The organism is Sulfurisphaera sp. (assembly GCF_059755235.1).
Map to the genome: position 1 here is coordinate 1 of NZ_DBPRYF010000025.1, position 21,883 is coordinate 21,883.

27 protein-coding genes and 4 tRNA genes are annotated in these 21,883 nt (G+C 33.3%); 11 read left to right on the forward strand and 20 right to left on the reverse strand.

Features of this window, described 5'->3' with window-relative positions; genetic code table 11:
• Window positions 1-316 precede the first annotated feature (316 nt).
• The 4 genes from AC3OCB_RS02665 (at window position 317) to AC3OCB_RS02680 (ending at window position 2,449) form a co-directional block, all read left to right on the forward strand.
• Window positions 317-484, forward strand: a complete 168-nt coding sequence (locus AC3OCB_RS02665; RefSeq protein WP_498340651.1) for a hypothetical protein — start codon at window positions 317-319, stop codon at window positions 482-484.
• 275 nt (window positions 485-759) lie between these two features.
• Window positions 760-847, forward strand: a tRNA-Glu gene (locus AC3OCB_RS02670).
• A 784-nt stretch (window positions 848-1,631) separates the two neighbouring features.
• Window positions 1,632-1,925 carry a hypothetical protein gene (locus AC3OCB_RS02675; RefSeq protein WP_498340652.1) on the forward strand — a complete coding sequence of 98 codons (294 nt, stop codon included), beginning with the start codon at window positions 1,632-1,634 and terminating at the stop codon, window positions 1,923-1,925.
• Window positions 1,880-2,449, forward strand: a complete 570-nt coding sequence (locus AC3OCB_RS02680; protein WP_498340653.1) for a hypothetical protein — start codon at window positions 1,880-1,882, stop codon at window positions 2,447-2,449. Before AC3OCB_RS02675 ends, AC3OCB_RS02680 begins: the two co-directional genes overlap by 46 nt.
• Before the next feature lie 527 nt (window positions 2,450-2,976).
• Here the strand turns inward: AC3OCB_RS02680 and AC3OCB_RS02685 are convergent.
• From AC3OCB_RS02685 to AC3OCB_RS02705, 5 genes are all read right to left on the reverse strand, one after another.
• Window positions 2,977-3,912, reverse strand: coding sequence for a mechanosensitive ion channel family protein (locus AC3OCB_RS02685; RefSeq protein WP_498340654.1), 936 nt, complete (start codon window positions 3,910-3,912; stop codon window positions 2,977-2,979).
• Between the two features lie 55 nt (window positions 3,913-3,967).
• Window positions 3,968-4,063, reverse strand: a tRNA-Lys gene (locus tag AC3OCB_RS02690).
• Window positions 4,064-4,105: 42 nt separating this feature from the next.
• Entirely contained in the window at window positions 4,106-4,333 is a 228-nt protein-coding gene (locus AC3OCB_RS02695; RefSeq protein WP_498340655.1) for a hypothetical protein, read from the reverse strand.
• A complete protein-coding gene (locus AC3OCB_RS02700) occupies window positions 4,314-5,231 on the reverse strand; it encodes an NAD-dependent epimerase/dehydratase family protein (RefSeq protein ID WP_498340656.1) in 918 nt (305 codons plus the stop codon). Before AC3OCB_RS02700 ends, AC3OCB_RS02695 begins: the two co-directional genes overlap by 20 nt.
• A 69-nt stretch (window positions 5,232-5,300) precedes the next feature.
• On the reverse strand, window positions 5,301-6,365 hold the full coding sequence (locus AC3OCB_RS02705) for a glycosyltransferase family 4 protein (protein ID WP_498340657.1): 1,065 nt from the start codon (window positions 6,363-6,365) through the stop codon (window positions 5,301-5,303).
• Window positions 6,366-6,382: 17 nt separating this feature from the next.
• Between AC3OCB_RS02705 and AC3OCB_RS02710 the strand changes: the two genes are divergently transcribed.
• On the forward strand, window positions 6,383-7,255 hold the full coding sequence (locus AC3OCB_RS02710; RefSeq protein WP_498340658.1) for a glycosyltransferase family 2 protein: 873 nt from the start codon (window positions 6,383-6,385) through the stop codon (window positions 7,253-7,255).
• A 53-nt stretch (window positions 7,256-7,308) separates the two neighbouring features.
• A tRNA-Lys gene (locus tag AC3OCB_RS02715) sits at window positions 7,309-7,414 on the forward strand.
• Between the two features lie 50 nt (window positions 7,415-7,464).
• Here AC3OCB_RS02715 and AC3OCB_RS02720 read toward each other — a convergent pair.
• From AC3OCB_RS02720 to argC, 10 genes are all read right to left on the reverse strand, one after another.
• Complete coding sequence (locus tag AC3OCB_RS02720) at window positions 7,465-7,749, reverse strand: signal recognition particle subunit SRP19/SEC65 family protein (RefSeq protein WP_498340659.1); 285 nt, start codon at window positions 7,747-7,749, stop codon at window positions 7,465-7,467.
• Window positions 7,746-8,132, reverse strand: coding sequence for a 30S ribosomal protein S8e (locus AC3OCB_RS02725; RefSeq protein WP_498340660.1), 387 nt, complete (start codon window positions 8,130-8,132; stop codon window positions 7,746-7,748). Before AC3OCB_RS02725 ends, AC3OCB_RS02720 begins: the two co-directional genes overlap by 4 nt.
• A gap of 152 nt (window positions 8,133-8,284) precedes the next feature.
• Entirely contained in the window at window positions 8,285-9,073 is a 789-nt protein-coding gene (gene uppS / locus AC3OCB_RS02730; RefSeq protein ID WP_498340661.1) for a polyprenyl diphosphate synthase, read from the reverse strand.
• Entirely contained in the window at window positions 9,055-10,095 is a 1,041-nt protein-coding gene (locus tag AC3OCB_RS02735) for an N-acetyl-lysine deacetylase (RefSeq protein WP_498340662.1), read from the reverse strand. The genes uppS and AC3OCB_RS02735 overlap by 19 nt, the downstream gene beginning before the upstream one ends.
• Window positions 10,043-11,206 carry a [LysW]-aminoadipate semialdehyde/glutamate semialdehyde transaminase gene (lysJ, locus tag AC3OCB_RS02740; RefSeq protein ID WP_498340663.1) on the reverse strand — a complete coding sequence of 388 codons (1,164 nt, stop codon included), beginning with the start codon at window positions 11,204-11,206 and terminating at the stop codon, window positions 10,043-10,045. The genes AC3OCB_RS02735 and lysJ overlap by 53 nt, the downstream gene beginning before the upstream one ends.
• Window positions 11,203-12,057 carry a lysine biosynthesis protein LysX gene (gene lysX / locus AC3OCB_RS02745; RefSeq protein ID WP_498340664.1) on the reverse strand — a complete coding sequence of 285 codons (855 nt, stop codon included), beginning with the start codon at window positions 12,055-12,057 and terminating at the stop codon, window positions 11,203-11,205. Before lysX ends, lysJ begins: the two co-directional genes overlap by 4 nt.
• On the reverse strand, window positions 12,054-12,221 hold the full coding sequence (gene lysW/argW, locus AC3OCB_RS02750) for an alpha-aminoadipate/glutamate carrier protein LysW/ArgW (RefSeq protein WP_498340665.1): 168 nt from the start codon (window positions 12,219-12,221) through the stop codon (window positions 12,054-12,056). The genes lysX and lysW/argW overlap by 4 nt, the downstream gene beginning before the upstream one ends.
• 67 nt (window positions 12,222-12,288) lie before the next feature.
• On the reverse strand, window positions 12,289-12,711 hold the full coding sequence (gene lysM, locus AC3OCB_RS02755; RefSeq protein ID WP_498340666.1) for an HTH-type transcriptional regulator LysM: 423 nt from the start codon (window positions 12,709-12,711) through the stop codon (window positions 12,289-12,291).
• Window positions 12,711-13,496, reverse strand: a complete 786-nt coding sequence (locus AC3OCB_RS02760; protein ID WP_498340667.1) for a [LysW]-aminoadipate/[LysW]-glutamate kinase — start codon at window positions 13,494-13,496, stop codon at window positions 12,711-12,713. The genes lysM and AC3OCB_RS02760 overlap by 1 nt, the downstream gene beginning before the upstream one ends.
• A 1-nt stretch (window position 13,497) precedes the next feature.
• The gene (gene argC, locus AC3OCB_RS02765; protein WP_498340668.1) at window positions 13,498-14,547 is read right to left on the reverse strand and encodes an N-acetyl-gamma-glutamyl-phosphate reductase; all 1,050 of its coding nucleotides are present in this window, start codon (window positions 14,545-14,547) and stop codon (window positions 13,498-13,500) included.
• Window positions 14,548-14,604: 57 nt separating this feature from the next.
• Here argC and AC3OCB_RS02770 point away from each other — a divergent pair, with 57 nt between their 5' ends.
• The gene (locus tag AC3OCB_RS02770; protein WP_498340669.1) at window positions 14,605-15,033 is read left to right on the forward strand and encodes a hypothetical protein; all 429 of its coding nucleotides are present in this window, start codon (window positions 14,605-14,607) and stop codon (window positions 15,031-15,033) included.
• Here AC3OCB_RS02770 and cedB read toward each other — a convergent pair.
• Entirely contained in the window at window positions 15,007-16,824 is a 1,818-nt protein-coding gene (gene cedB / locus AC3OCB_RS02775) for a DNA import protein CedB (RefSeq protein ID WP_498340670.1), read from the reverse strand. The genes AC3OCB_RS02770 and cedB overlap by 27 nt on opposite strands.
• Before the next feature lie 40 nt (window positions 16,825-16,864).
• On the reverse strand, window positions 16,865-17,452 hold the full coding sequence (gene hxlB / locus AC3OCB_RS02780) for a 6-phospho-3-hexuloisomerase (protein WP_498340719.1): 588 nt from the start codon (window positions 17,450-17,452) through the stop codon (window positions 16,865-16,867).
• Window positions 17,453-17,596: 144 nt separating this feature from the next.
• Here hxlB and AC3OCB_RS02785 point away from each other — a divergent pair, with 144 nt between their 5' ends.
• Window positions 17,597-17,896, forward strand: coding sequence for a hypothetical protein (locus tag AC3OCB_RS02785; protein WP_498340671.1), 300 nt, complete (start codon window positions 17,597-17,599; stop codon window positions 17,894-17,896).
• The gene (locus tag AC3OCB_RS02790) at window positions 17,812-18,669 is read left to right on the forward strand and encodes a carbohydrate kinase family protein (protein WP_498340672.1); all 858 of its coding nucleotides are present in this window, start codon (window positions 17,812-17,814) and stop codon (window positions 18,667-18,669) included. Before AC3OCB_RS02785 ends, AC3OCB_RS02790 begins: the two co-directional genes overlap by 85 nt.
• Here the strand turns inward: AC3OCB_RS02790 and AC3OCB_RS02795 are convergent.
• Both AC3OCB_RS02795 and AC3OCB_RS02800 read right to left on the reverse strand, forming a co-directional pair.
• Window positions 18,629-19,483 carry an NAD(P)-binding protein gene (locus AC3OCB_RS02795; protein ID WP_498340673.1) on the reverse strand — a complete coding sequence of 285 codons (855 nt, stop codon included), beginning with the start codon at window positions 19,481-19,483 and terminating at the stop codon, window positions 18,629-18,631. The genes AC3OCB_RS02790 and AC3OCB_RS02795 overlap by 41 nt on opposite strands.
• 4 nt (window positions 19,484-19,487) lie before the next feature.
• On the reverse strand, window positions 19,488-19,766 hold the full coding sequence (locus AC3OCB_RS02800; RefSeq protein WP_498340674.1) for a hypothetical protein: 279 nt from the start codon (window positions 19,764-19,766) through the stop codon (window positions 19,488-19,490).
• A 57-nt stretch (window positions 19,767-19,823) separates the two neighbouring features.
• On the opposite strand from AC3OCB_RS02800, the gene AC3OCB_RS02805 reads away from it, so the two are divergent.
• Both AC3OCB_RS02805 and AC3OCB_RS02810 read left to right on the forward strand, forming a co-directional pair.
• Window positions 19,824-20,051, forward strand: coding sequence for a hypothetical protein (locus tag AC3OCB_RS02805; protein ID WP_498340675.1), 228 nt, complete (start codon window positions 19,824-19,826; stop codon window positions 20,049-20,051).
• Window positions 20,052-20,074: 23 nt separating this feature from the next.
• Window positions 20,075-20,149: transfer RNA gene (locus AC3OCB_RS02810), tRNA-Val, on the forward strand.
• Window positions 20,150-20,224: 75 nt separating this feature from the next.
• Here AC3OCB_RS02810 and AC3OCB_RS02815 read toward each other — a convergent pair.
• Window positions 20,225-21,850 (reverse strand): thiamine pyrophosphate-binding protein, encoded by a 1,626-nt coding sequence (locus tag AC3OCB_RS02815; protein ID WP_498340676.1) that lies wholly within the window; start codon window positions 21,848-21,850, stop codon window positions 20,225-20,227.
• Window positions 21,851-21,883 lie beyond the last annotated feature (33 nt).

A 21,883-nucleotide genomic window follows, 5' to 3' on the forward strand; every position in this document is an offset into this window, starting at 1 on the left:
TTGTTATATTTTATAATATTAGAAGAACAACAACCAAGATATTCTAAGAGCTTTCGTTTCCACTTAGTATGATAAAATCTGTCCACCACATAAAAAAGTTAGAGAATTGACTATCTCTTTGAGCATCTGTGATCGCCATGAACCTTAAACATCTATAAAAATCATTACTGTAAATAAGAAGAATAATCAACATTATTTTATTTAGAGTGTTTCTATTTTTACAATAAATTTAGATACTTTTGATTACTATTAATTATTCTGAAGAAAAAGCAGTATGAAATTCCTCATGAGGATGCATAATGCGCGGAGGGAGGAGTTGACAGCGAAACTCAAATGGGAGGCTCGTGGTGTTAGCCTCGACCGAGCCACATGCGGTGTGGTTAAAGCTAATGATGACACACCTAGGACTAACCCAGATCATGGAGTTGAGAATATCGAGAAGTATCTGGAAATAAAATGGTCTGGGGAACGCATTGATGAATAACATGTAAGTTAGATGTGTTATGTTAAGTATTGTGAAATATATCCTAAGTACGTTGCTATAAAAACTCTCATTTAATTTCATAACTTAATTCTGAAGCATCCTTATAAAATTCGTTAAACGATAAATATTAGGCTTCTTACCTTTAACAACAAATATTAAAAGCCTTGCTTCTTTTCCTATTTTAGCATTATCGATATTGAGCGATGGATTTTTAAGGGAGTGAAAAAATATATTTTTTGCTGGTTAGGTAAAACGGAAATAGAAATCTAGAAAATGCCGCGGTAGTATAGCGGTCAAGCCCTTGCGCCGAAAGTATGCGGGCCTTTCGAGCCCGTGACCCGGGTTCAAATCCCGGCCGCGGCACTTCTTTATAATTTTACAATTGAAGAATTGGGCTGGTTTCTTATACTTCTGGAGCAAAAACTTAATTATTTCTAGTAGTAGTTACGCTAACTACTGTAGAGGTTAATAGGAAAAAGGAGACTAGAGACTCATTAGCTTAAAAAATGGGATTTTAGAGTTCCTAATCACTAATTGGATGTCAAAACGTGCTTGCACTCAAGAACGCAAGTTAGTAGACTGTTTTTATAAAACAGAAACACTTAACAAGAGATTATAGTTCCTTAATGTTAAATAGTAAAAACGTATACAATGTTAAAAATACACTTAATTAGGTTGCATATTGACAGAAAAGATGCTGAGATTAAATAAACTGCATGCTTTATGCTTTTCTTTGTGTTATTAATTTCCGCGTGAAAATCTATAAATAGAACAGAAATTAGCTGAGTTCAAATAAATCTTTATCCATTCCTGCAAAGGAGTAGCTTTTGTTAGACAGTCTTTTTAACTACCATCACTGGTCAATTATTATTAGGGATGATAGCAATGCTCTACAAGCTCTCACAGCAATTCCTCCTTCTTTTTAAACTTCATCAATATTTCTCACTTTTCCCTACAAGGGAATAAATAGACTTACCCTGGTCTGATTTATACGATATCTAATTTAGTATATATATCAATTAGTGGACGTTTATAAAGGAAAATATAATGATAATCTAATTTTAAGGAACTTAAATTTTGCACACACTTAGAGGACTTCTAGCGTTTTAATATTACGTTTATATACTATGTTTTCATAGTATATCTTATGAAAGTTCAGGTTGTAAAAGATTACTATTACGTCACAATGTACGACCCCCAAGTCAAAAGACCTAGACGGTTCTATCTTGGTAAAGGGGAGAGAGGGAAAAGGGTGGCTGAGTTGATTGAGTTTGCAAGTAAGTTAAAAGTGTCAGAAGAGGAAAAGAGAGACTATCTTGAGTACTATCTTGATAAAGAAACGAATACGACAAAAAGTGAATACTTAATAATGTCGTTTGTTGTTGGCGAGTTCTTATGGGAGTGGAGTGGAAGTTCAAGGAAGCATTCAGAAAAGGGATAAAGTTTGTAAAGCATTACTACCCAGAGTATATGCTAATAGGAAGACTCGCAAGAAATGTGTATGCAACACCAGAAACAACTCTTGATATTGATTTTTTAGTGAATCTAGATGACCACAAGACACTAGCTGAACTTATAGAGAGAGCATCCCTTGAGTATCAGATCTCACCTACAGATGTTGGACATTTTCAATACAAAATTTTCATTCATGGTATTAGAATAGACTTAGTTAAACCACCACTTTTCAAACTTGATCAAGAAGTAGTCTCACATAGACGTACTATAAAAATTAAGGGGATTGGTGAAGTTCAGATAGTCTCACCAGAGGATTTAGCAGTACTCTATATATTGTCGTCTTTAGATAGAGGTGAAAGAGACTTAATAAAAGCTAAAGATGTAATAGAATATTCAAAGGGAAAAAATGACTTTAACGAGGTATATTTTTTAAGGGAATGTGAAAAGAACAATGTAAAACCGATTTGTATAACGCTAATTTCAAGAGGAAATAGACAGAAGGTTATTTGAGTACACTGTTTTTAGCTCATGAAAACAATATTTACAAGAATAATTCTATTGATTTTAAGATCAATATCGGTGCTTACCAAAACTAAGTCTATGAAAATTGTTTTTTACGCAGATATAACTATCTTTTAATCTCTAGAAGATAAAACTTTTTAATCTTCGGTCATCCTAGAATTATATTTTAGCCTTATCCCTTCTATCTTCTATAGTCCAAAAGGATCGTTCCTTATACAAGCCTAATATAGTCAGGTTCCATTGGTTTTTATTCAATTCCTTGTAATCCTAGAAAACTTATGAGAATAGCATTACAAAAGTCAAAAGCTTGTGGTCTCCCTTTGATGTCGAAAGAGACCGGATTTATGCCTTTAGTTAGGATACTTTAGATAAAAACAAATTATGCAATTTCATAGAAATTAAACTATCCATATCTATTAGATGCTAGATTATGTATACATTATATTCTTTTAATTTCTACGTTAATACGCTCATTTTTAAAACTGTGCACCTCCATTGCATTGGACGAAGACTCTTTATTGAAGATTTTGAGAGTTCTGACTCTTTGTGATTAATCTTTGTCTTAGCTTCAACAACCTCTTTAACGCGTTTGATTTTATTTTTCTCCAATCATCATCAATGTTAACTCTTAGCCTCACAAGGATAACTATGTGCTCTTTATCAATTTGCTCATTAATATATGGGCCTTCTACTATGTCAAAGTCTCTGATTTCTTCTTTTACCATCTCTTCCAGCTTATCAAGGTCAACTGAGACTAAGGGGTATTCTACTCTTATATTTATTATCTGTTCCTTAGAGTATTTAGATGTATAATCAATAACTGAAGAGTCTATTAATACGATGTTTGGTATTCTTAATTCTCTCATATTTTCAAGAAGAAGTCTTGAATAAAATAAGTCTATTTCAACAACTGTCCCCTTGTATCCTTGTTCTATAAAATCTGGTGAGAAATATTTATAAGCAGGGAATTGGGCTGGGAAATAAGGTACCCTTGTTGATACTATTCTTACTTTATCTCCTATAGTTACATATCCCGTTAACATTATCAATAAACCAGCAAAGAAATTGCTTAATATTGGTTGAAGAGCAATGCCAACAACTAAACCAGCAAAAGCACTGCCTGCAATTAGCCCAGAAGAGCTTACTCCTAGTGGTATTAAAACTACAAGAAAAACTATAATATAGCCAAGATATTTTATACCATTTGCTAATACGTTTGCTTTTATTCCAAGTTTTTGCTGGGTTGTAATCCTAATAGCTTCTGATATCGAGACAACAATCCAAAGCCCTATAAGAATATATAATCCTGTCTGAACATAATGAACTATTAATAATATATCACTTGCGTTAGAAGGTTTTACTATTTGTAAAAAATATGATACTATTGTTTCTAATAATACACTTAAAGTAATAAGAAAAACTGCTACGACAAGACGAAAAGTAAACCTCATTATATGTTAATGCTGACAAAGTATTATAAAAATTTGGTAAGGAGAAAAATTTACGCGGGCCCGCCGGGATTTGAACCCGGGACCTACGGGTATCTCCCTACCTTTTGTTACGTTAAGAGCCCGCCGCTCTACCTGGCTGAGCTACGGGCCCATAAAAATGAATAAAAAGCCTAATATTTAAATTAATCGCTATTTAGCTTCTTCTACCAGTTGTCAGCATGACATAACCTACATAACCTAGATATCCAAAGACTCCAAAGATAATAAGGAAGTTGAGAACTTTTATAAAATAATCCGAAAGCTTAAAGTTTCCAACACTTATCTGAAATCCAAGAAAGATTATACCAAATGAAAGGATTATTATTAGTGCAGAAATTACTATTAACCCTAAACCCATTAATCTAATTTTTACGTAATTCATTCAGCAAGTCCCTCACAGCCAATCTGACAGCCTCCTTTGATGAATATTTTGGTTTCCAGCCCAACCTCTTTATTTTACTAATATCTAGCAACATAAATCTTACATCTCCAACCCAGCCTCTTCCATCTCCCGGGTCAATATATATATGTTCTGGGAAGACGTTCATTTCCTCTTCAACAATCTTAGCAATCTCGTCAACAGTTGTCCAATCGTCATTTCCCAGATTATAGACTGAGTATAAGCCCTCGCTTTTTTCAGCTAATAGTAACATTCCATCAATTGTATCACTTATGTAAATGTAGCTTTTCCTTTGCTTCCCATTTCCCAAGATTTCTAGTCTTTTGTTATTCTTCAAAATTTTGTGTACAAAATCATATATAACTCCATGCGAAACACGACCACCAGTTACATTAGCTAAGCGTACGGAAACTCCTTTTATCCCATATACTCTAGAATAGTACTCGACCATTTGCTCTCCCATTAGTTTATATAGACCGTAATTAGAGATAGGTTTTAGCTCAGCATCTTCTGGTGTAGGTATTTTCTGGGCCTCTCCATACACTGTAGAAGAAGATGCAAAGATTATAGTTTTAGCGTCATTTTTTCTTGCTATCTCTAATGTGTTAAATGTAACTTTTACATCTCTTTCAAAGTGCTCTACCGGGTCTATCATAGATGTTCTCACATCGGGGTTTGCAGCTAAATGGAAAATTACAGACTCTTTTGGTATTTTTATTTCCGAGTCTTTTCTTAGGTCGGCTCTTATGTATGTTGCTTTCTGATTAACGTACTTGCCATAAGAGAAATCATCTATTACAATCACTTCGTCTTTAGTAAGTAAGTAATCTGTTAAATGGCCGCCGATATAGCCAGCTCCACCAGTAATTATGTAAACCATATATTAAAGATAGGCTGTTAATTTATATAATTAAGCGAAAAGAGAAGACAGATAATAAATATAGTCATTTTAAGTTAAGTACCCACGTATTACTTCATACATTCTATTTTTGAAAACTTCTTTGCTAAAATTCTTAGCTTTTTCATGCATTTCTTTACTCAAAGCTAAAGAATTTTCCTTCATTAGTTGTTTAGCTATTAAAGCAGCTTCTTCTAAGTTAGAATATGAAAATTCTGGTACTATTTCACTTCCTCCGCTTTCTTTCGGGACTATCGGTATTAATCCTGCTGCCATAGCCTCAACTATAGGTATGCCGAAGTGTTCTCCTATCGTCGGATGAAAATATAGTTTAGCTTTTGAAAGGACTTTTAGCACTTCTTCCCTTGGTAAATTTGGGAGGAAGTCAATATTTGCATTCAGTTTTTCTTTTAGTTTAACAAGCTCGCTAAAGTACTTTTTATCGTTCATGTTACCTATAAGAATGCCTCTAATTCCACTCAAGGAAGAGAAAATAATAGAATTCTCTAACATTTTACCCCTTTCAAATCTACCTATTGTAACAAAATAGTTTTCCTTTTGTTCGCTAAACGCTCTTGAATAAAATTCGACGTCTACTGGAGGGTATACCACTTCAGGCAAAGGGATAGAGTAAGACTCTGCTATTGCCTTAGCTGAGTAAAAAGAGTTTGCAATTATTCTTGCTCTTCTAGCCTCATCTTTCATTTTACTTATGATGAGCTTAAATGGTAATAAGTAAAGTTTCCAAAAAAAAGACTTTGAGTACTTGCTGGGGACTGAAGAGATTGCGGGGGCTCCAGCATAAACTATGTGAGGTGCTGTAGAGGAAAGCGGAAGAAGAGTACCGGAGACATTAAGAAAGACCTTTGGCTTCAATCTTTTAGCGGGAAAATATACCAAAAGCCTTTGATATTTGTCAAATCTTCGTAGATGAAATGGGAAAAGATACTCCGCTTTTAAAGAAGAATCATAGGGTTTTCCCGTACTAACTGCTACAAAGTCAATTTTATGTTCTGCTAACATCTCAAAGGCGTTCTTGTATACATATCCCTCTCCACTATATCCTTTACTAGCTCCTAGTCCGTGTGCTATAACGGCTACCTTTATTTCCCTCATTACGGTAAGAATTAGTAATGGAAATTATTATACCAATCGGCCCTTCAGATAAGATTGAATGGATAAAAAAATCTGTAGGGTCTGCTTTAGAACAAGAAAATGCTAAAGTAATTATTTATGATAATAGTGAAAGGAAAGATATTCAAGAATTTTTTGAAAGTATGAAGAGTAAAATTGTATATATAAAAGATAAAAGGATGAAAAAGGTAAATATGGCTAAGCTTAGAAATAAAATGCTGGAGTTAGCTAGTGAAGATTACGCAATATTTCTAGATAGTGACGTTATACTAAATAACGCGGTGAAAATGATAGAAAAACTTAGAAATGGTGTTTCTTTTACTTGGATGCATTACGCGTATCATGATGAGGATATAGAAAAACCTCTAAAAGTTGGAGAAAATAATCCTAACTTAGGATGCGCAGGATTAAACGTAACTGATATTAAAAAAATTGGAGGATTTGATGAAAGATATGAAAGAGGTGAAGATATATGGCTTTATTCTAAATTAAAAAAGCTAGGATACAGAGCGGAACCTACAGAGGGAAGATGTTTGCATCTTAATAAAATTCATGCCAGAGAAGATTTCAAATCATCTATAAAAGAAGCGCGAAGAAACCTATGGAGAAGTAAATACGATATCATGTTATTATTCGATGGACTTACAAATATTTTGTTCTTGACTGGTTACTTATATTATGGGAGTTATTATATAGTAGGAATACTTTCAGCTTTCTTTCCTTACTTTTTATCATTATACATCCCATTAATTGGATATGGAATATATTATTATGGTGGCTTTAAAAAATATTTCTATAATTTATTACCGGGTTTATCCCAGGCTATATCTCTTCCCTATGGCCTTGCTTATAATTTATTCAAACGAAAATGACGAGGTAACCAAACTAAAACAACTTTAAATACTCTTATGACATTCATTTTTATGGGCCCGTAGCTCAGCCAGGTAGAGCGGCGGGCTTTTAACTGCGCATAGGTAAATGGGTTGCAGGAAGCAACCCGTAGGTCCCGGGTTCGAATCCCGGCGGGCCCGCGTAAAATTATCTTCTTATTTATTTTTCAATTTCATATTAAAAACAAGAACTATCGGTTTTTCTGAGACTCTAATTCAGCCATGATTCTTTTTATTGTATTATATTTACCATATTTTTTATCAACCATCACTAACCCAGAGATGCCAGTAGCTGGATGTATTTTATCTTGAAATGGAATAGGATTTAAACCAAGTTTTTGACAAACAGAAACAAGTGTGTTTAAATCTATTTTCTTACTTAGTTTTCTAATTTTTCTTCTATGATTTCTATTATCAGCTAAAAAATAAGCTAACCAAATAGCTATTTTTTCTCCTTTAAAATCTCTTAGGCTCATTCTTTAACCAAAATAGCGTTTATTGTACCGTCTTGACCAGGTCTTGATGTGACTTTTGCTTTACCTAATTCTGTCTGTATAATTGCACCTTTCACTATAATGCCTCTTCTAGCATATTCTCTATTAGCAGGGGTCTGGATAACTGATATAATCTTCACTTTTTTGCTTGTTTTAGCTTGAGGATCATAAACATTAGCAAAAGTTGCATATTTAACTCTAATCTTGTAATTACCTCCCATTGCTCTATCTTTTTTAATAAGTTCTTCAGTACTTACTCTTGTTTCTGTTGGTGGTGATCCTAATTCATACTTTCTCTTATCTCTATGCTTTCCTTTGAGCCCACCAGTTATCTTCCTAAAGTCATTTCCCTGAAAATATGCCATACGAAACTCTATTAAATGAGGAGACTTATAAATTTAAGCGCCTTGAACATTCAATACTAACACATAGAAATAAATCGCATCAGTTAATATTAATAACTTGGTCTTTTAATGTTTCGAAGCTTCAGTTTATCTCTCGATTAAATTAGTATAAGCTAGGCGCCAAAATTTCTTTTTCTCTTTTGATAAGATCTTATTGCCCTCCAAAGATCAATCCTTCTAAGATCCGGCCAATAAGTGTCTACGAAAAATAGTTCAGAATATGCGATATGCCATAAGAGAAAATTACTAATTCTGACTTCACCTGACGATCTAATTACTAGATCAATGTCTCCTAATTCTTTATCATATAAATATTGCCTGAAAAGGTCTTCATTTATGTCATCCATATTTATTTTTCCTTTTTGATAGTCTATTATTAACTTCTTTGTTGCATCTATTATTTCTTGCCTTCCGCCATAACATATTGCAAGTGTTAGTTTTCTTTTGTTATAATTCTCAGTTTTATTTGATAACTGATTTATTATTTCTAAAAGATCTTGTGGTAGACCATTTAATCTTCCAATAGCTCTAACTTTTACTTCATATTTATATATAATATCACCGTAAAGTAATTCTTCTAACCCTGTCTTTATGTAGTTAAATATAACATTTAGTTCTAAATTACTTCTCTTATCACAATTCTCAGTTGATAGAGCAAAGACTGTTATATTTTTTATTCCCATCTCTAATAACCAAAGAAGAACTTGTTTTAATTTTCTATAACCATTATAGTAAGCATCATTTATACTAAGGTTGTTAGCTCTCGCCCATCTCCTATTTCCGTCTGGTATAATTCCTACATGCTGAGGAAAGGGGCCATCCTTTATTTGGTTCCATAATACCTTGTCATATACTTTGTAAACGGGGTAAAGGATAATTCTGCTTATTTTCTCTTTGAGCATAATTCTTCAATCGCGTTAATATAGGTGTTTATAGCTATAAATATTTCATCAGTAGAAATTTTTTCATTATTCGTATGCTCTAATGTAGAATCGCCTGGGCCATAAGTTGCAATTTGCGGAGTTATTGCCTTGAGGATATTCATATCACTAGTTCCTGCTTTTCTTGCTAATCTTGGCTTGAAACCTTGTTTTATTAATCCTCTCATTAAAGACTTTACAATTTCACTATTTACACTCACTTTTACTGGTTCTATGTCCTCTATTATGGACATATCACATGAACCGAATTTATCTTTGACTAGATTTAGTATATCTTCTCTTGAATTTTTGATTGAGTATCTAATATCTAGATGAAGATATGCATCAGAGGGTGTAACATTTATATATTCGCCAGATTTGAATATGGTAGGAACTATAGAGAAATCTTCATATGTACTTGGAGGCTTATATATTTCTATAATCTTCTTTGCCATATCTATGATTAAATTATTCTTTGATGAAGAAGAATGCTCAGAAATTCCTTTACATTTCACGTCTAAATGTAATACACCTCTATACTCTGTTACAATGTCATAAGTATTCGTTGGTTCTCCTATAATTATATAATCATATTTAGCTCCAGAACTTACTAGTTCCCTTGCTCCTTTGCTTTTTGCTTCTTCGTCTGAAAGTGCAGCGAATTGAGCTTTGTAGCCTTCCTCATTTAGAAAATATACAGCAAAAAGCATTGCTATTAAAGGACCTTTTGCATCTACAGCGCCTCTACCATATATTATATCATTTTCAACTCTTGGTTGTATGAACCCCGGGACAGTATCTATATGAGATGCCAAAAGTATATTTCCTTCTCCCAAAAAGAATGAGTTTGTGCTTGTTACTTTTAGTTTTAAGTTAAATTCTTTTGAGACTTTTTCAAAAAATGTTAGAGCATTACCCTCTTCTCCAGAGGGTGTATAAATCGATAAAATTTCAGTGAGCAATTCTTTTATTTTCTGTCTCAATGATTCCTTTTCTAGCTGCATCTGCTGCGTCCTCCATATCTTTTTGTGTGATCATATATGGTGCTAGGAATCTTATTACAGTTGTCCCAGCTTTTAATGCTAAAACTCCCTCATCTTGCATTACTTTAAGTGCTATTGCAGGAGGGAATCTTATATCAATACCTATCATTAATCCTTTACCTCTTATTTCCCTTAATGACTTTAGATCACTTAATTTTTCTTGCAATATCTTTCTGAATAAATCACCTTTTACACTAGCTTGCTCTGGTACGTTGTTTTCTCTTAAAACTCTGCATGCAGCGGTAACAGCGGCCATAGCCATTGGATTTCCTCCAAATGTGCTCCCATGATCTCCTTCTTCTAATTTTTCTGCGATCCAATCTGGAAGGAAAAATGCACTTACTGGAAATCCGCCTCCAATGGCTTTTCCTGCAGTTAACATATCTGGAATAATATCATAATGTTGATAAGACCATATTTTCCCTGTCCTTCCAAATCCTGCTTGTACTTCATCAACTATAAGTAAAGCTCCAACTTTTTGTGTCTGTTCTCTTAGAGCTTTCATGAACTCTGGATTGGCGGGTATTACTCCAGATTCTCCTTGCACTGGTTCCACTATTACGGCTGCTGTTTGCTCATCAATGTTCTTCAACTCATCCAAATTATTGAAAGTTAGGAACTCAACGGGTGACATTAAAGGTTCAAACGGTTCTCTGTATTTTTTATTCCAAGTAACTGAAAGTGATCCTGCTGTTCTCCCATGAAAAGCATTTTTGAAAGCTATAATCTTCTTTCTGCCTGTAATCTTCCTTGCAGTTTTTAGAGCAGCCTCATTAGCTTCTGTGCCACTATTTAGAAGGATTACGTTGTCCATTTTATCTGGTTTTACATTGTCTAGTTCTTTAAGCATCTCCTCTTTTATTGGTGTTGAGAAAGACGTTGATAACGTCATTATATTTTCCATCTGTCTGGTGAGATATTCTATTATTGTTTTGTTTTTATGACCGAGGAATGCTACTCCTATTCCAAGGTGAAGATCAAGATATTTTTTACCATTAGAATCCCAGACATATTGCCCTTCTCCTTTCACTATATTAAGTCCTCTATCACCATAAAGCTGAATAAACTTCATTTCTTTATCCACTCCTCTAACTTTTTAACTAAATATTCTGAAACATTAAAATTATTTACTCTAACTGTGTTCTTATACTCTGGCACTCCATTTACTTCATTGACGACATAGCCTCTCTCTGGATCCTCAAAAACATCTATACCAAGAAAGAATCCTCCTATTATATCTTTTACTTTTAGCACTAAATCCCTTAACTCGTCATCTATTTTTAATGGTTCGGCTTTTGCTCCTAATGCTGTATTTGTTTTCCAGTTTTTGGAATTTATTCTGTAAATCCCCACGGGTGCCTCATCACCGATTGTAAATATTCTTATATCTCTATCGGGCTTCTTTACAAACTCTTGGACTAGGTAAACATATCTAAATTGTAACGTTGTATATTCTTGATATTCTAAAAAGTTTCTCAGAGTGTCTTCATCAACTGCTTTAGCAACCATTCTACCCCAGCTTCCTTCTACTGGTTTTATAACTACAGGGTAGCCCATTTTATTAGCTATTTCTATTGCTTTTTCCTTTGTAAAAGCCACTAATGTTCTGGGTACCTTTATTCCATGACCAGATAATAATGATAGTGAATAAAGCTTATTTTCACATTTTATTAGTGAAAATGAATCATTTACTATCTTGTAGTTTAAGTTTTCGAAGATAGCCGAAGTTGTTACAGCTCTTGCATGAGAAGTATTTCTCTGAATAACTATATCATAATCTCCTAATGGTTCTTGTTGTTGATCATAAAAATAATAAAAATCCTTTGTATATATTGGGGTTACATTATGTCCTAATTTTCTAGCTTCTTGAATTAGATTTTTTTCTTCCCATCTTAGTAAATCATATGCTACTCCTAATCTCACTCTCCCCAGTCCTCTCCTACTTGCTCTGCTAGTCTTAGTGCTAGTCTTCCATGATCAATATATACTTCTAGCTGAGCTCCACATTCATGTTCTATAATTTCACCTGGCAATGCGTCGTCTGGTACATTTACGTCTCCACCACATACGGGACATTTCAATATCATTTTGGGATCAAATATAGCATAAGGAGTAAGTAGTTGATAAGCTTTTATGAAAATAAATGGTTCGATTTTAGAACCATACCCTAAGAACTATTGTGCTGTTTGTACCAACCACACCTTGTAAACTTCTAATATCATCTATTGTTTTATTGATTGAGGATATGTTAGTTCCTCTAACTAAAGTAAGAATATCAAAATCACCTGTAGTCTCATAAACAAATTCAACGCCTTGGATTTTTATAATTTTCTTAGAAATCTCTGGTGTTGGAATTTGAGGATTTGTTTTTACCATAACTATTGCTCTTATTTCATTTTCCAGCTCATAATCAATTGTAAAACGCTTTATTACTCCCATTTTTATTAATTTTTCAATTCTTTTCCTAACTGCAGCTTCGCTTATTTTTAGTTCCTTAGCTATTGTAGTATAAGGTGTTCTAGCGTTTTTTCTCAATATCTCAAGGATCTTTAGGTCACTATCATCTACATTAGCCATCACATAATCACCGTCCCATTTAACTTAAGTGCATTTGAAATTGGGTCTTCCACTAACCCAGACGAAATTATTACTTTTTTTACTCCATTTTCAATAGCTTCTGCACCCATTAATAGTTTTCTATTCATACCAGGCCCTATCTTTTTTGATAATTCTTTAGCATCTTCTTTGTTTAAATTGCTTACCACTTTTCCGTCCACAAGTACACCATCTACATCACTTAGAAGTATAAGTGCATCAGCTTTTATTGCAGTAGCTATTGCAAATGCCATCTGATCTCCGTCAACATTTAGTAAAGTCTTTTCACTGGGATCGTATGCCAGAGGCGCAAAAACTAACAGATTTAAATTCTTTAATAAGTCTAAAATTAATGACGCATTTACTTCTTTTATCTTCCCTGTAAAACCACCGTCAATTATTCTCTTTCTGCCTCTTTCATCTATGATAATTATTTTTTTCTTTCTTTCAGCTATCACTGTATTTCCATCAGCTCCGGTCAAGGCTATGGCCTTTTTTCTATCTGAAAGTTTTGAAACGATCTGTCTTGAGATAAGGCTCATTACCATTATGAATACTTCTAGTTCTTCTTTTGTTGTGTATCTACTTCTAATCCCTTCAGGTGAGGTAACAAAAACTGGTTCTATTCCGAGTCTTCTGGAGGTCTCTGAAACTTGGTCTCCTCCACCATGCACAAAAATAACGCTTTCATTAAGATTGGCAAGGCTTTCTATAAGTTTATCCAAGTTATTTTTTATTACTCTACCGCCAGCTTTTACTACTATCATATTACGCAGGCCTCAATGGTGGTAATCTAAGTCCTTCATCCTCTTCAAAACCTCTTGAAATGTTAAATGCTTGGACAGCTTGCCCTGCTGCTCCTTTCATAAGATTGTCTATTGCCGCGAACATAGTAACTCTTTCAACTCTTTTTTCAATTGCGAAACCAACATCAGCAAAATTACTTCCTATTAAGAACTTTGGGTCTGGGTATGGATGGATATTACTTCTTATTATGCGCACAAATTTTCTACCCCTATAGAATTCTATTGATTTCTTCCATAAATCCATTTCAGAAATGTCTTCGTTTAACCACGCGTGGACAGACGCCAAAGCACCTCTTACACTGCTAACAGCATGTGGGACTAAACTAACTTTCACTTCTCTTTTTGCCAAAAGGCTTAGTTCTTGTTCTGCTTCAGCAGCATGCCTATGGCCGGTAGCTTCATATGGCCTAATTGCATTTTGCCTCTCTGGATGATGACTACCTTCATTAGGTTTAGCTCCGCCTTCGCTACTCCCGACTTTTACATCACTCACTAACTTATAGACATCCAAGAGTCCAGAAGCCACAAGTGGTGCTGATGCAAGTATGGTTGCTGTAGCGTTACAACCAGGTGATGCAATAAGTTTTGCGTTCTTAAGTTCTTCATAATGTAGTTCTGGTAAGCCATATACTGCTTTCTTTAATAGATCTGGGTAAGGGTGTTCGTACTCATACCAGACCTTGTATAATTCAGGGTTTTTCAATCTAAAATCTGCACTTAGGTCAACAACTTGAAGGCCCATTTCTAAAAGTTTTGGTACATACTCTACCGAGACCTTATGAGGAAGACCTAGGAATACTACGTCGGCTTTTTCACCTAGCTTATCTAAAGAAAACTGAGAAAAGTTCATACTATAAAATCCTCTTAAATTTGGATGGACTAATGTAATTGGTTTCCCTGCATATTCTCTTGATGTAACATATGTTACCTCAACTTTTGGATGAACAGCTAATAGTCTTAGTAGTTCTCCTCCTGTATAACCAGAACCGCCTATTACTGCAACTCTTATCATCTTTTAACCACAGAGCAATAGGATTATAAGTATTTTAAGCATATACAGTAGTATATTATGAGTATAACAACAGACGAATTAAAGAAGTTCTTAGAGGAAAAAATTGCTAATTTAAAGAAGGAATTGGAATTTTATGAGTATTTACTTAGCCTTATTGAGACTGAAGGGTATAAGGGAGTGATAAAAGGAAATAAAGGAAGTATGGATGTAGTAAAAAATTCACGAGGAGAGATATTAGCGGAAATTTATTATACACCGCCACTCATGAGAGTCATAGTTAAAGGAAAAACCAATTTAAATAAAATTTATATAAATGTACTTACTAAAATACTAGAAAATGAAAAAAATAGAAGTAAAATTGACTATGATATTATGTTAGACAAGGAAGAACTTAAAGAAATCATTATAAAAAACGTTAAGGATGATATAACTTATAATAAGATAAAAGTTGCAATTCAATCAATCCTGGAGAGGGTTTCTTACTAGAGAATCTAAAGTCAATATTACTGGCCGTGGATCTGTAATAAAATGAACTAAAGCTTCCCCCCTTCCCAGGAAGGTCAATTGATTTTCTATTTCTGTATCCGGTATGTTTACAAATCGTAATACTTCATGCCAGAACTTTTTATCTCCATTATTCATGAAGGCGACAAGACCAATATTTTGTAAATAGATGTCGGAGAATTGACCTAAATCCATTATATTCTGAGTTGCCATAAGCAACATAATACCAAACCCTCTTCCTCTCTTTATTAGATCCATTATTATTGAGTATTCGGAAGAATCCTTTATTATAGTCCATGCTTCATCAATAACTATAGCAATTTTCAATTTATCATCTGCAACATTATATTTATTATAAATTTTTATGAGAACCGATAACATAATAAGTCTTCTAATTTCTTCTGATTTTATTAGTGAAAGATCTATAACATAAATATCGTTTCCAAGAATCGCATCATTTATATTATTCTTTCTGTCTATATCATAATCCTTCACTTGCGAGATTATCCTATATAAATATGCTTTGATCTGGGTTGGTAAATCCAGCGATTCTAACTCCTCTAGTGCATTATCCCATGTAGGATTATCATATTTGTAGAAAATAATCCTAATAATCCTATATAAAATGGAGGAAGTATATTTATCCAGCTTGAAACTATTTTCTAATATATTCTCTAATTGAGAGATATAAGAATCTAAGTTTACCCCATTAGCATCAAGTAGTCCAAGACTATAAATCAAAGGATTTAGTATCTTCGTTTTTATGTTATATTTTTTTAATCTTAGCTTAATATCACTTTTAGCGTCAAAGTACACTACTGGAATTTCTGAAAATAGATTAATTTTATAGCCTAGACTTACTAGGAACTCAGTCTTTCCAGCCCCAGTAGGTCCTATCAGAAGCACATGAGGGTTCAACATTTTACTATAATTCCAGAAAACAGCTCTATTATTCCCTATTTCCCTTCCAATATATATACCATCATCAAAAAACTCAAATCTTGGGGATTTAGGCAAGGAGAAAGCCGTTAAAAAGGGGATCTGTGTAGGGAAACCTTGTGCTTTTACGCTAATTTTGTCTTGTAGCAAATTAGTTATTTCGTTTTTTGAAGCCAACCTAGATTTTATTCCTACACTTTCTAATCCTTTTTTCAGTAATTGTAAGGAAGCTAAAGCATTTTCTTCTGAGTTACTGTTTATCAAGAAGAATACTGCATATCTAAATGGTGCTTCTCCTTCATTTATCTTCTTTATCATTGACTGAATCATATCTAGTTCATGTTTAGCTTTCTCATTAGATGGGTCAGCTTCAATAATGACTCTTAGATTTTGAGCTTTAAGAAATAATTTCTCAAGAAAATTATTCTTATCTATTGTTTGTTTTTTAAATATTATATCTACATCTCCTAAAACATCTAAGACTTTATGAAATGCAACTATTTTAGATCTTAGGCTTTCTTCACTTAAATCTCTGTAATCAAATGGTATATCATCAACAACTAAAACTCCTTTAACCCCTCTGTTATTCTTTAATATTCCTTCCTTGATTATAGTTTGGTCAGAGAAATCTTCTGTTTTCTGGTTAAATTTAAAAATAAGAAATAGTTTGGAAAGAACATATCCATTTTGTTTTCTATACATAAAGAAAAAGAAAGCCAAAATAAAAACATCTAAAACTATAAAGATTATACTTTTACTCAATACAGCCAATATAGAGATTATTAGTGTAAAAACAATGAAAAACTTGAAACTTTGAGTTTTACTATTATCCATGTATTCAAATAAATATTAAAGTAGAGTGGGAGAGAGGTGATTATAATTCGATATTAGCATGAACTACGCGCAAATCCTCTTCGGTCTTCTTAAGTCTCACCATCAAATCTGCTACAATACCATCTAAGAATACTTGGGTAGTATCCTCAAATAACGTACCTAAAGGAGCTAACGGTTCTGTAATACCTAAAATCTGCCTTGCAAAATAATCTTCATTGTTAGAATACTTAGTTCTTCCAGGGATTTCAACTACTACATCAGAAATCTTACCTATAGGACTATCTGCATAACTTGTTATTGTAATTAATGTGGCTTTTGCCTCTTTGGCTGCTTCTGCAGCAGTTAAGATAAGTTTTGTTCTTCCAGAACCAGATATTGCTATAGCTATATCTTTTTCGCCTATAGCAGGAACTATTGTTTCACCCAATACATAGGCATTATAACCTAGATGAAGAAGACGCATTGCGAAAGATCTTCCTACTAGACCACTTCTACCTGCTCCCATTACTAAAACTTTACCGTTCTTATTATTATAATAAAAATTAGTTAATACTTCCACCATTTTATTTGCTTGTTCAGGTTTAATCATCTGAGCGGCTCTTATAATAAATTCAGCAATGTCATACATAGTTTTTATACTAAGGGGGGCTTGAAGAAGTGAGGATGAAGACAAATTATTTCTCCAAATAAAATATATTCAACTAGCTTTAAAACATTATTGCTATAAAGTAGCAATTAAAGTTTAATATCTTACATGATAAATAACACTATTATGTCCTCGACTACTAGATGGATACCGAATTGGAAATTGTTAACGATAGAGATAGACAATAAAAAAACAGAAATTTGTTTTGATGAAATATCTAAGTTATATGCTTGCCCTTATTGTGTTCCACAATGTAAAAAAGGAGGAACTCCAGAGCACGGGAGTTATTTCTTTAGCCTTGAAGATCTGAAAGAGCACATAAAAGCACATAAACTTAGCCTTTGGCTCACGAAAGAAGAAAGGGAGGAAGAGGAAGAAGAGGAAAGAATAAAAATAGAGGAAGAGGAAGAAGAGGGGGAAGAGTAATTATAAAGATCCTTATTAGCGGTAATTTTACGATAGATATAATAAACGGGAAAAAACAAATTGGTGGTCCCCCGCTATACTCAGGTTTTGCTATAGCTAAGTTAGGTGGAGAACCTTATGTATATTCTATATTGGGTAAGGATTTCAATTTCAAAATACCTTACTTCTTAAAGATTTATAATATAATAGAAAATGAAAATACAGTTAAATTTAAGCACTTATTTGAAGGAACTCAACGAAGACTTATACTTATTTCGAAGCCAGAGAAAAAGATAAAATTGAATATAAAAGAAGATATGTTTTCTGGGATTATAATCAACCCAGTATGTAATGAAATAGATCTTTCTCTTATCCCTAATATACCGATAGCTCTAGATATTCAAGGGTTTATAAGAAACTGTGTTATTGGAGAGGAAATTAAATATACTAAAACAAGGTTACCGCAATCTAATAATTATCTTGCTTTCCATAGTAATATTGAAGAATTTCAAAAATCAGAATTAAGTACAAATTTACTTTTTCAAATAGGTTTTAAAGAGCTTTTGATCTCTTATAACGAACAAGGATTTGAGTTGTATACTAGTAATAATAAGAAATTCTTTAAGGCTGATAATATAGGAAACTATAAGACTGGAACAGGGGATGTTCTGATCGCATCTTATTTCTTTTATAGGCTGAAAGGGTTAGATTATGAACAATCTGCACTTAAGGCAAAAAAAGTCGTGGAAGATTTCAGCATTTCAGACTATCAAGAACTACTTCAGCTAATGTAAAATTCTTCCATTTACCAAGCCTGCCACACATTTTTATATTCCCTATGTATTCGTCATTTTCTTCTCCAATAAGAATTCCATCTCTAATTATTCTTGATCTAAATCCTATAATCTCGTCTTTTGTAATTACTTGTTCTCTTTTAAGATCACTGTATATTTTATCCCAAACGGGTGGAGACGCCACAAAAGGAATCAAAACATAAAACACATCGTATTGTTCGCTAATCCAATAGGCGTTAATTATATGAGAAAAAGATAAACCGTCATCACCATTAATATAAATATCCCACTGCCTTTCTCTTTTTGGGACTATCGCTATGAGCTCGACAAAAGAAACACTCTTTAATTCACTTCTCTTTCCAAAGAGTTCGTTTGTATATTTTCTAGATATAGTAGAATAAATTTCATCTGCGTTTATAACTCCATTATTTGTAATTATCTTATCTTTAATAATCTTTTTAATATTAGAATGTATAACTCTGATATTTTTGCTCAAATACTCAATTTTTTCAATTAAATTAGTAATATAATACATTCTCTCATTGAAAGATAGCCACTTTGGTATCTCCTGAGCTTTTAGTTTATTTAGAATAAATTTTTCTTTTTTTGAAAATATACGAAAATTTACTTCCTTTAATTCGAAATAATCAAAATAAGAGTTAAGAAGCGGTGGGTGAAATGGAATTTTGAGACCTAATAGCTCATCATATACAAATATACCTCCTAACTTGGGCTGTTGTTCAATAACTATAGACTCTTTCTTACTGTTTGCTATAATTAATCCCGCAATTCCTGCGCCTAAAATCACTTTCACGTAATTAAGATATCATAGAATAGGATAAAACGTTGCTTGAAATACCAATGCTTCCGTTTTCAAAATCATCTCCTCCTCTTTTACCATCAAAATAGTCTAGTATTTTTATTAGTTCGTCTTCTGACTCTAAAACAACAGTTTTGTTGTCTAATTCAAATTCTATATAAGAATCATTTAATAAATCTAACTCTAGAGTAAACTCAATACCTCTGTTTTTTAAAGCCTCGATAACTTTCTCGGAAATTTGAATACCACTATTAGCACCAATAATAATCTTTAGCATACTATGTGATAACTGTAAAAGAAATTGCTTAAAAGGAAGACCATACAATATTATCAAGTGAAATCATTTTTAGGGTCAACAATACTTCAGGGAGCAGGGATATATGCTTATACGAAAAACTATGATGAAGCGATGAAAATTTATAAAAAAGCAAGGGAAATTTTTACTGAGTTTTCTGTCAGATTATTAAACTTAAGCGATATAAAACAGAGACTCGATGCAATAAACTTAGACCCGGATATTGGAGATTTTAAGGAAGGATTTGTAGTAGCAATAGGTATTTAAGCAAATTATGAAAAATTAATAAGGGACCCGTCGTCTAGCCTGGTTAGGACGCTGCCCTCACACGGCAGAGGTCCGGGGTTCAAATCCCCGCGGGTCCATAGTTCTTCCAGATAAACCTAAATGGCTTATATGTGTATTTAAGAATATTTGAAAATTAATTTAACAAATTATTATTAAAAAATAACAGACTTATAATCAGGTTCAATTTTTATATTTAATACGTTTATTCTGTCTTCTTTCAAATTCTCAAATTCCGACTTAAGTTGGCTGACACTGTATATAGTTCTAGCGCCAAGAATTTTTTCTAATATTGAATCATCAATTGATAACTGTAAAGGAGTCTTGCTTATAGTAGGCACGTCAGACGAAACTGCATCTAGAGTTGTACTCCCACCATCATTAAGAATAAGCAAGGTTCCTTTAGCCTTGTTGAGCCTAGATTGTAAGACTGCTAAGTTTTGCATAACTCCTTGTAAATCAGTTATACCTAAAACTTTATTGTTATTTGCCCTAACTACTCCACCAATTGCGATTGTCCTTTCAAGTAATGACTCACTACTTATCCAAGCAAATGGTTTATCTATTGGTAATCTAACAAAATCTAACGTTGGGGCAGTAATATCTATAAATATTTTATCAAACTTTGTTTGTTGAACTACTCTCACTATATCATAAGGCCATAATCCTCCATGTGAATCTAAAATATGGATTTTCCTATAGGCTGAAATCTTAGAAGCAGAGCCTCTCTTTATGGGCTCTTTGATTTTCATTTTTAGCTGATTGAGCAGTTCTTTCAAGAATAATCCAGTGTCGGCAACAATTGGAATTTGTGGCATCACAATTTTACCTATATCCTCGCCGTCGATATTATTGTGAGCTATGTACCCTTTAAATTTCATTGACCATCCGGCAGTTGACAATTGTGAAAACCTAGTACCTAAAGCCAAAACTGTATCCGCTTCGTCTAAAACTTTGCTACCTTCATCTGTTGCAAATAATCCCAATCCCTCACCAGCATAAAGAGGGTGAGAAGCAGGCAAAACTCCCTTACTTCTAAATGTTGCAATAACTGGTGCATCTAAAAGCTCAGCTAGCTCTTTTAACTCATTGAATGAGTTAGATGCTAAAACTCCATAACCTGCAATGATTACTGGAGTTTTTGAATTTGAAAGAACTTCTGCTACTTTAGCTACTGTTGTTTTATCTGGTGTTTTCTTCTCTGGCTTTTGCTCTGCTGGAGATAATGGATAAGCCTTAAGCCTAAATAAATCTTCAGCTATTTCTATATAAGCAGGTCTGTTTCTATTACTTAGCGCTTCTTTATATCCTTTCTCTATGGTTATGATTATTTCCTCTATGCTAACTACTCTTTCACGAATCTTAGTAATCGGCGCTAATATATTCATTAAATCATCTGGGGTTTTCAATTCACCTATTCTACTTCTGCCAACATCTCTATAGGATCTAAGAGTTCCAATAAGTAAAAGAGGTATAGAATCAATAAATGCTTGAGCTATAATGTCTACAGCTTCTGTTAAATACACGCCTGGCGATTGAAGAACAACTCCTAATCCATTATTCTCCCTAGCATAAGAATCGGCCATCATAACGGCTTCTCTAGTGCTAGAAGCATAATTTATGTTAACTTCATATTGTTTTAGTCTTTCTGCTAAAAATGTTGGAATAGAATAAGTAGTAAATATATCTTTAATTTCTAATTCCTTGAATGTATATGCTATTGCTTCATCTCCTTTGGTCTCTCTGCCTATCGTTTCCTCCTTTCTTTTAGGTTGACTCACAAGATTATACAGTTGAAGTAAAGTATAAATTTT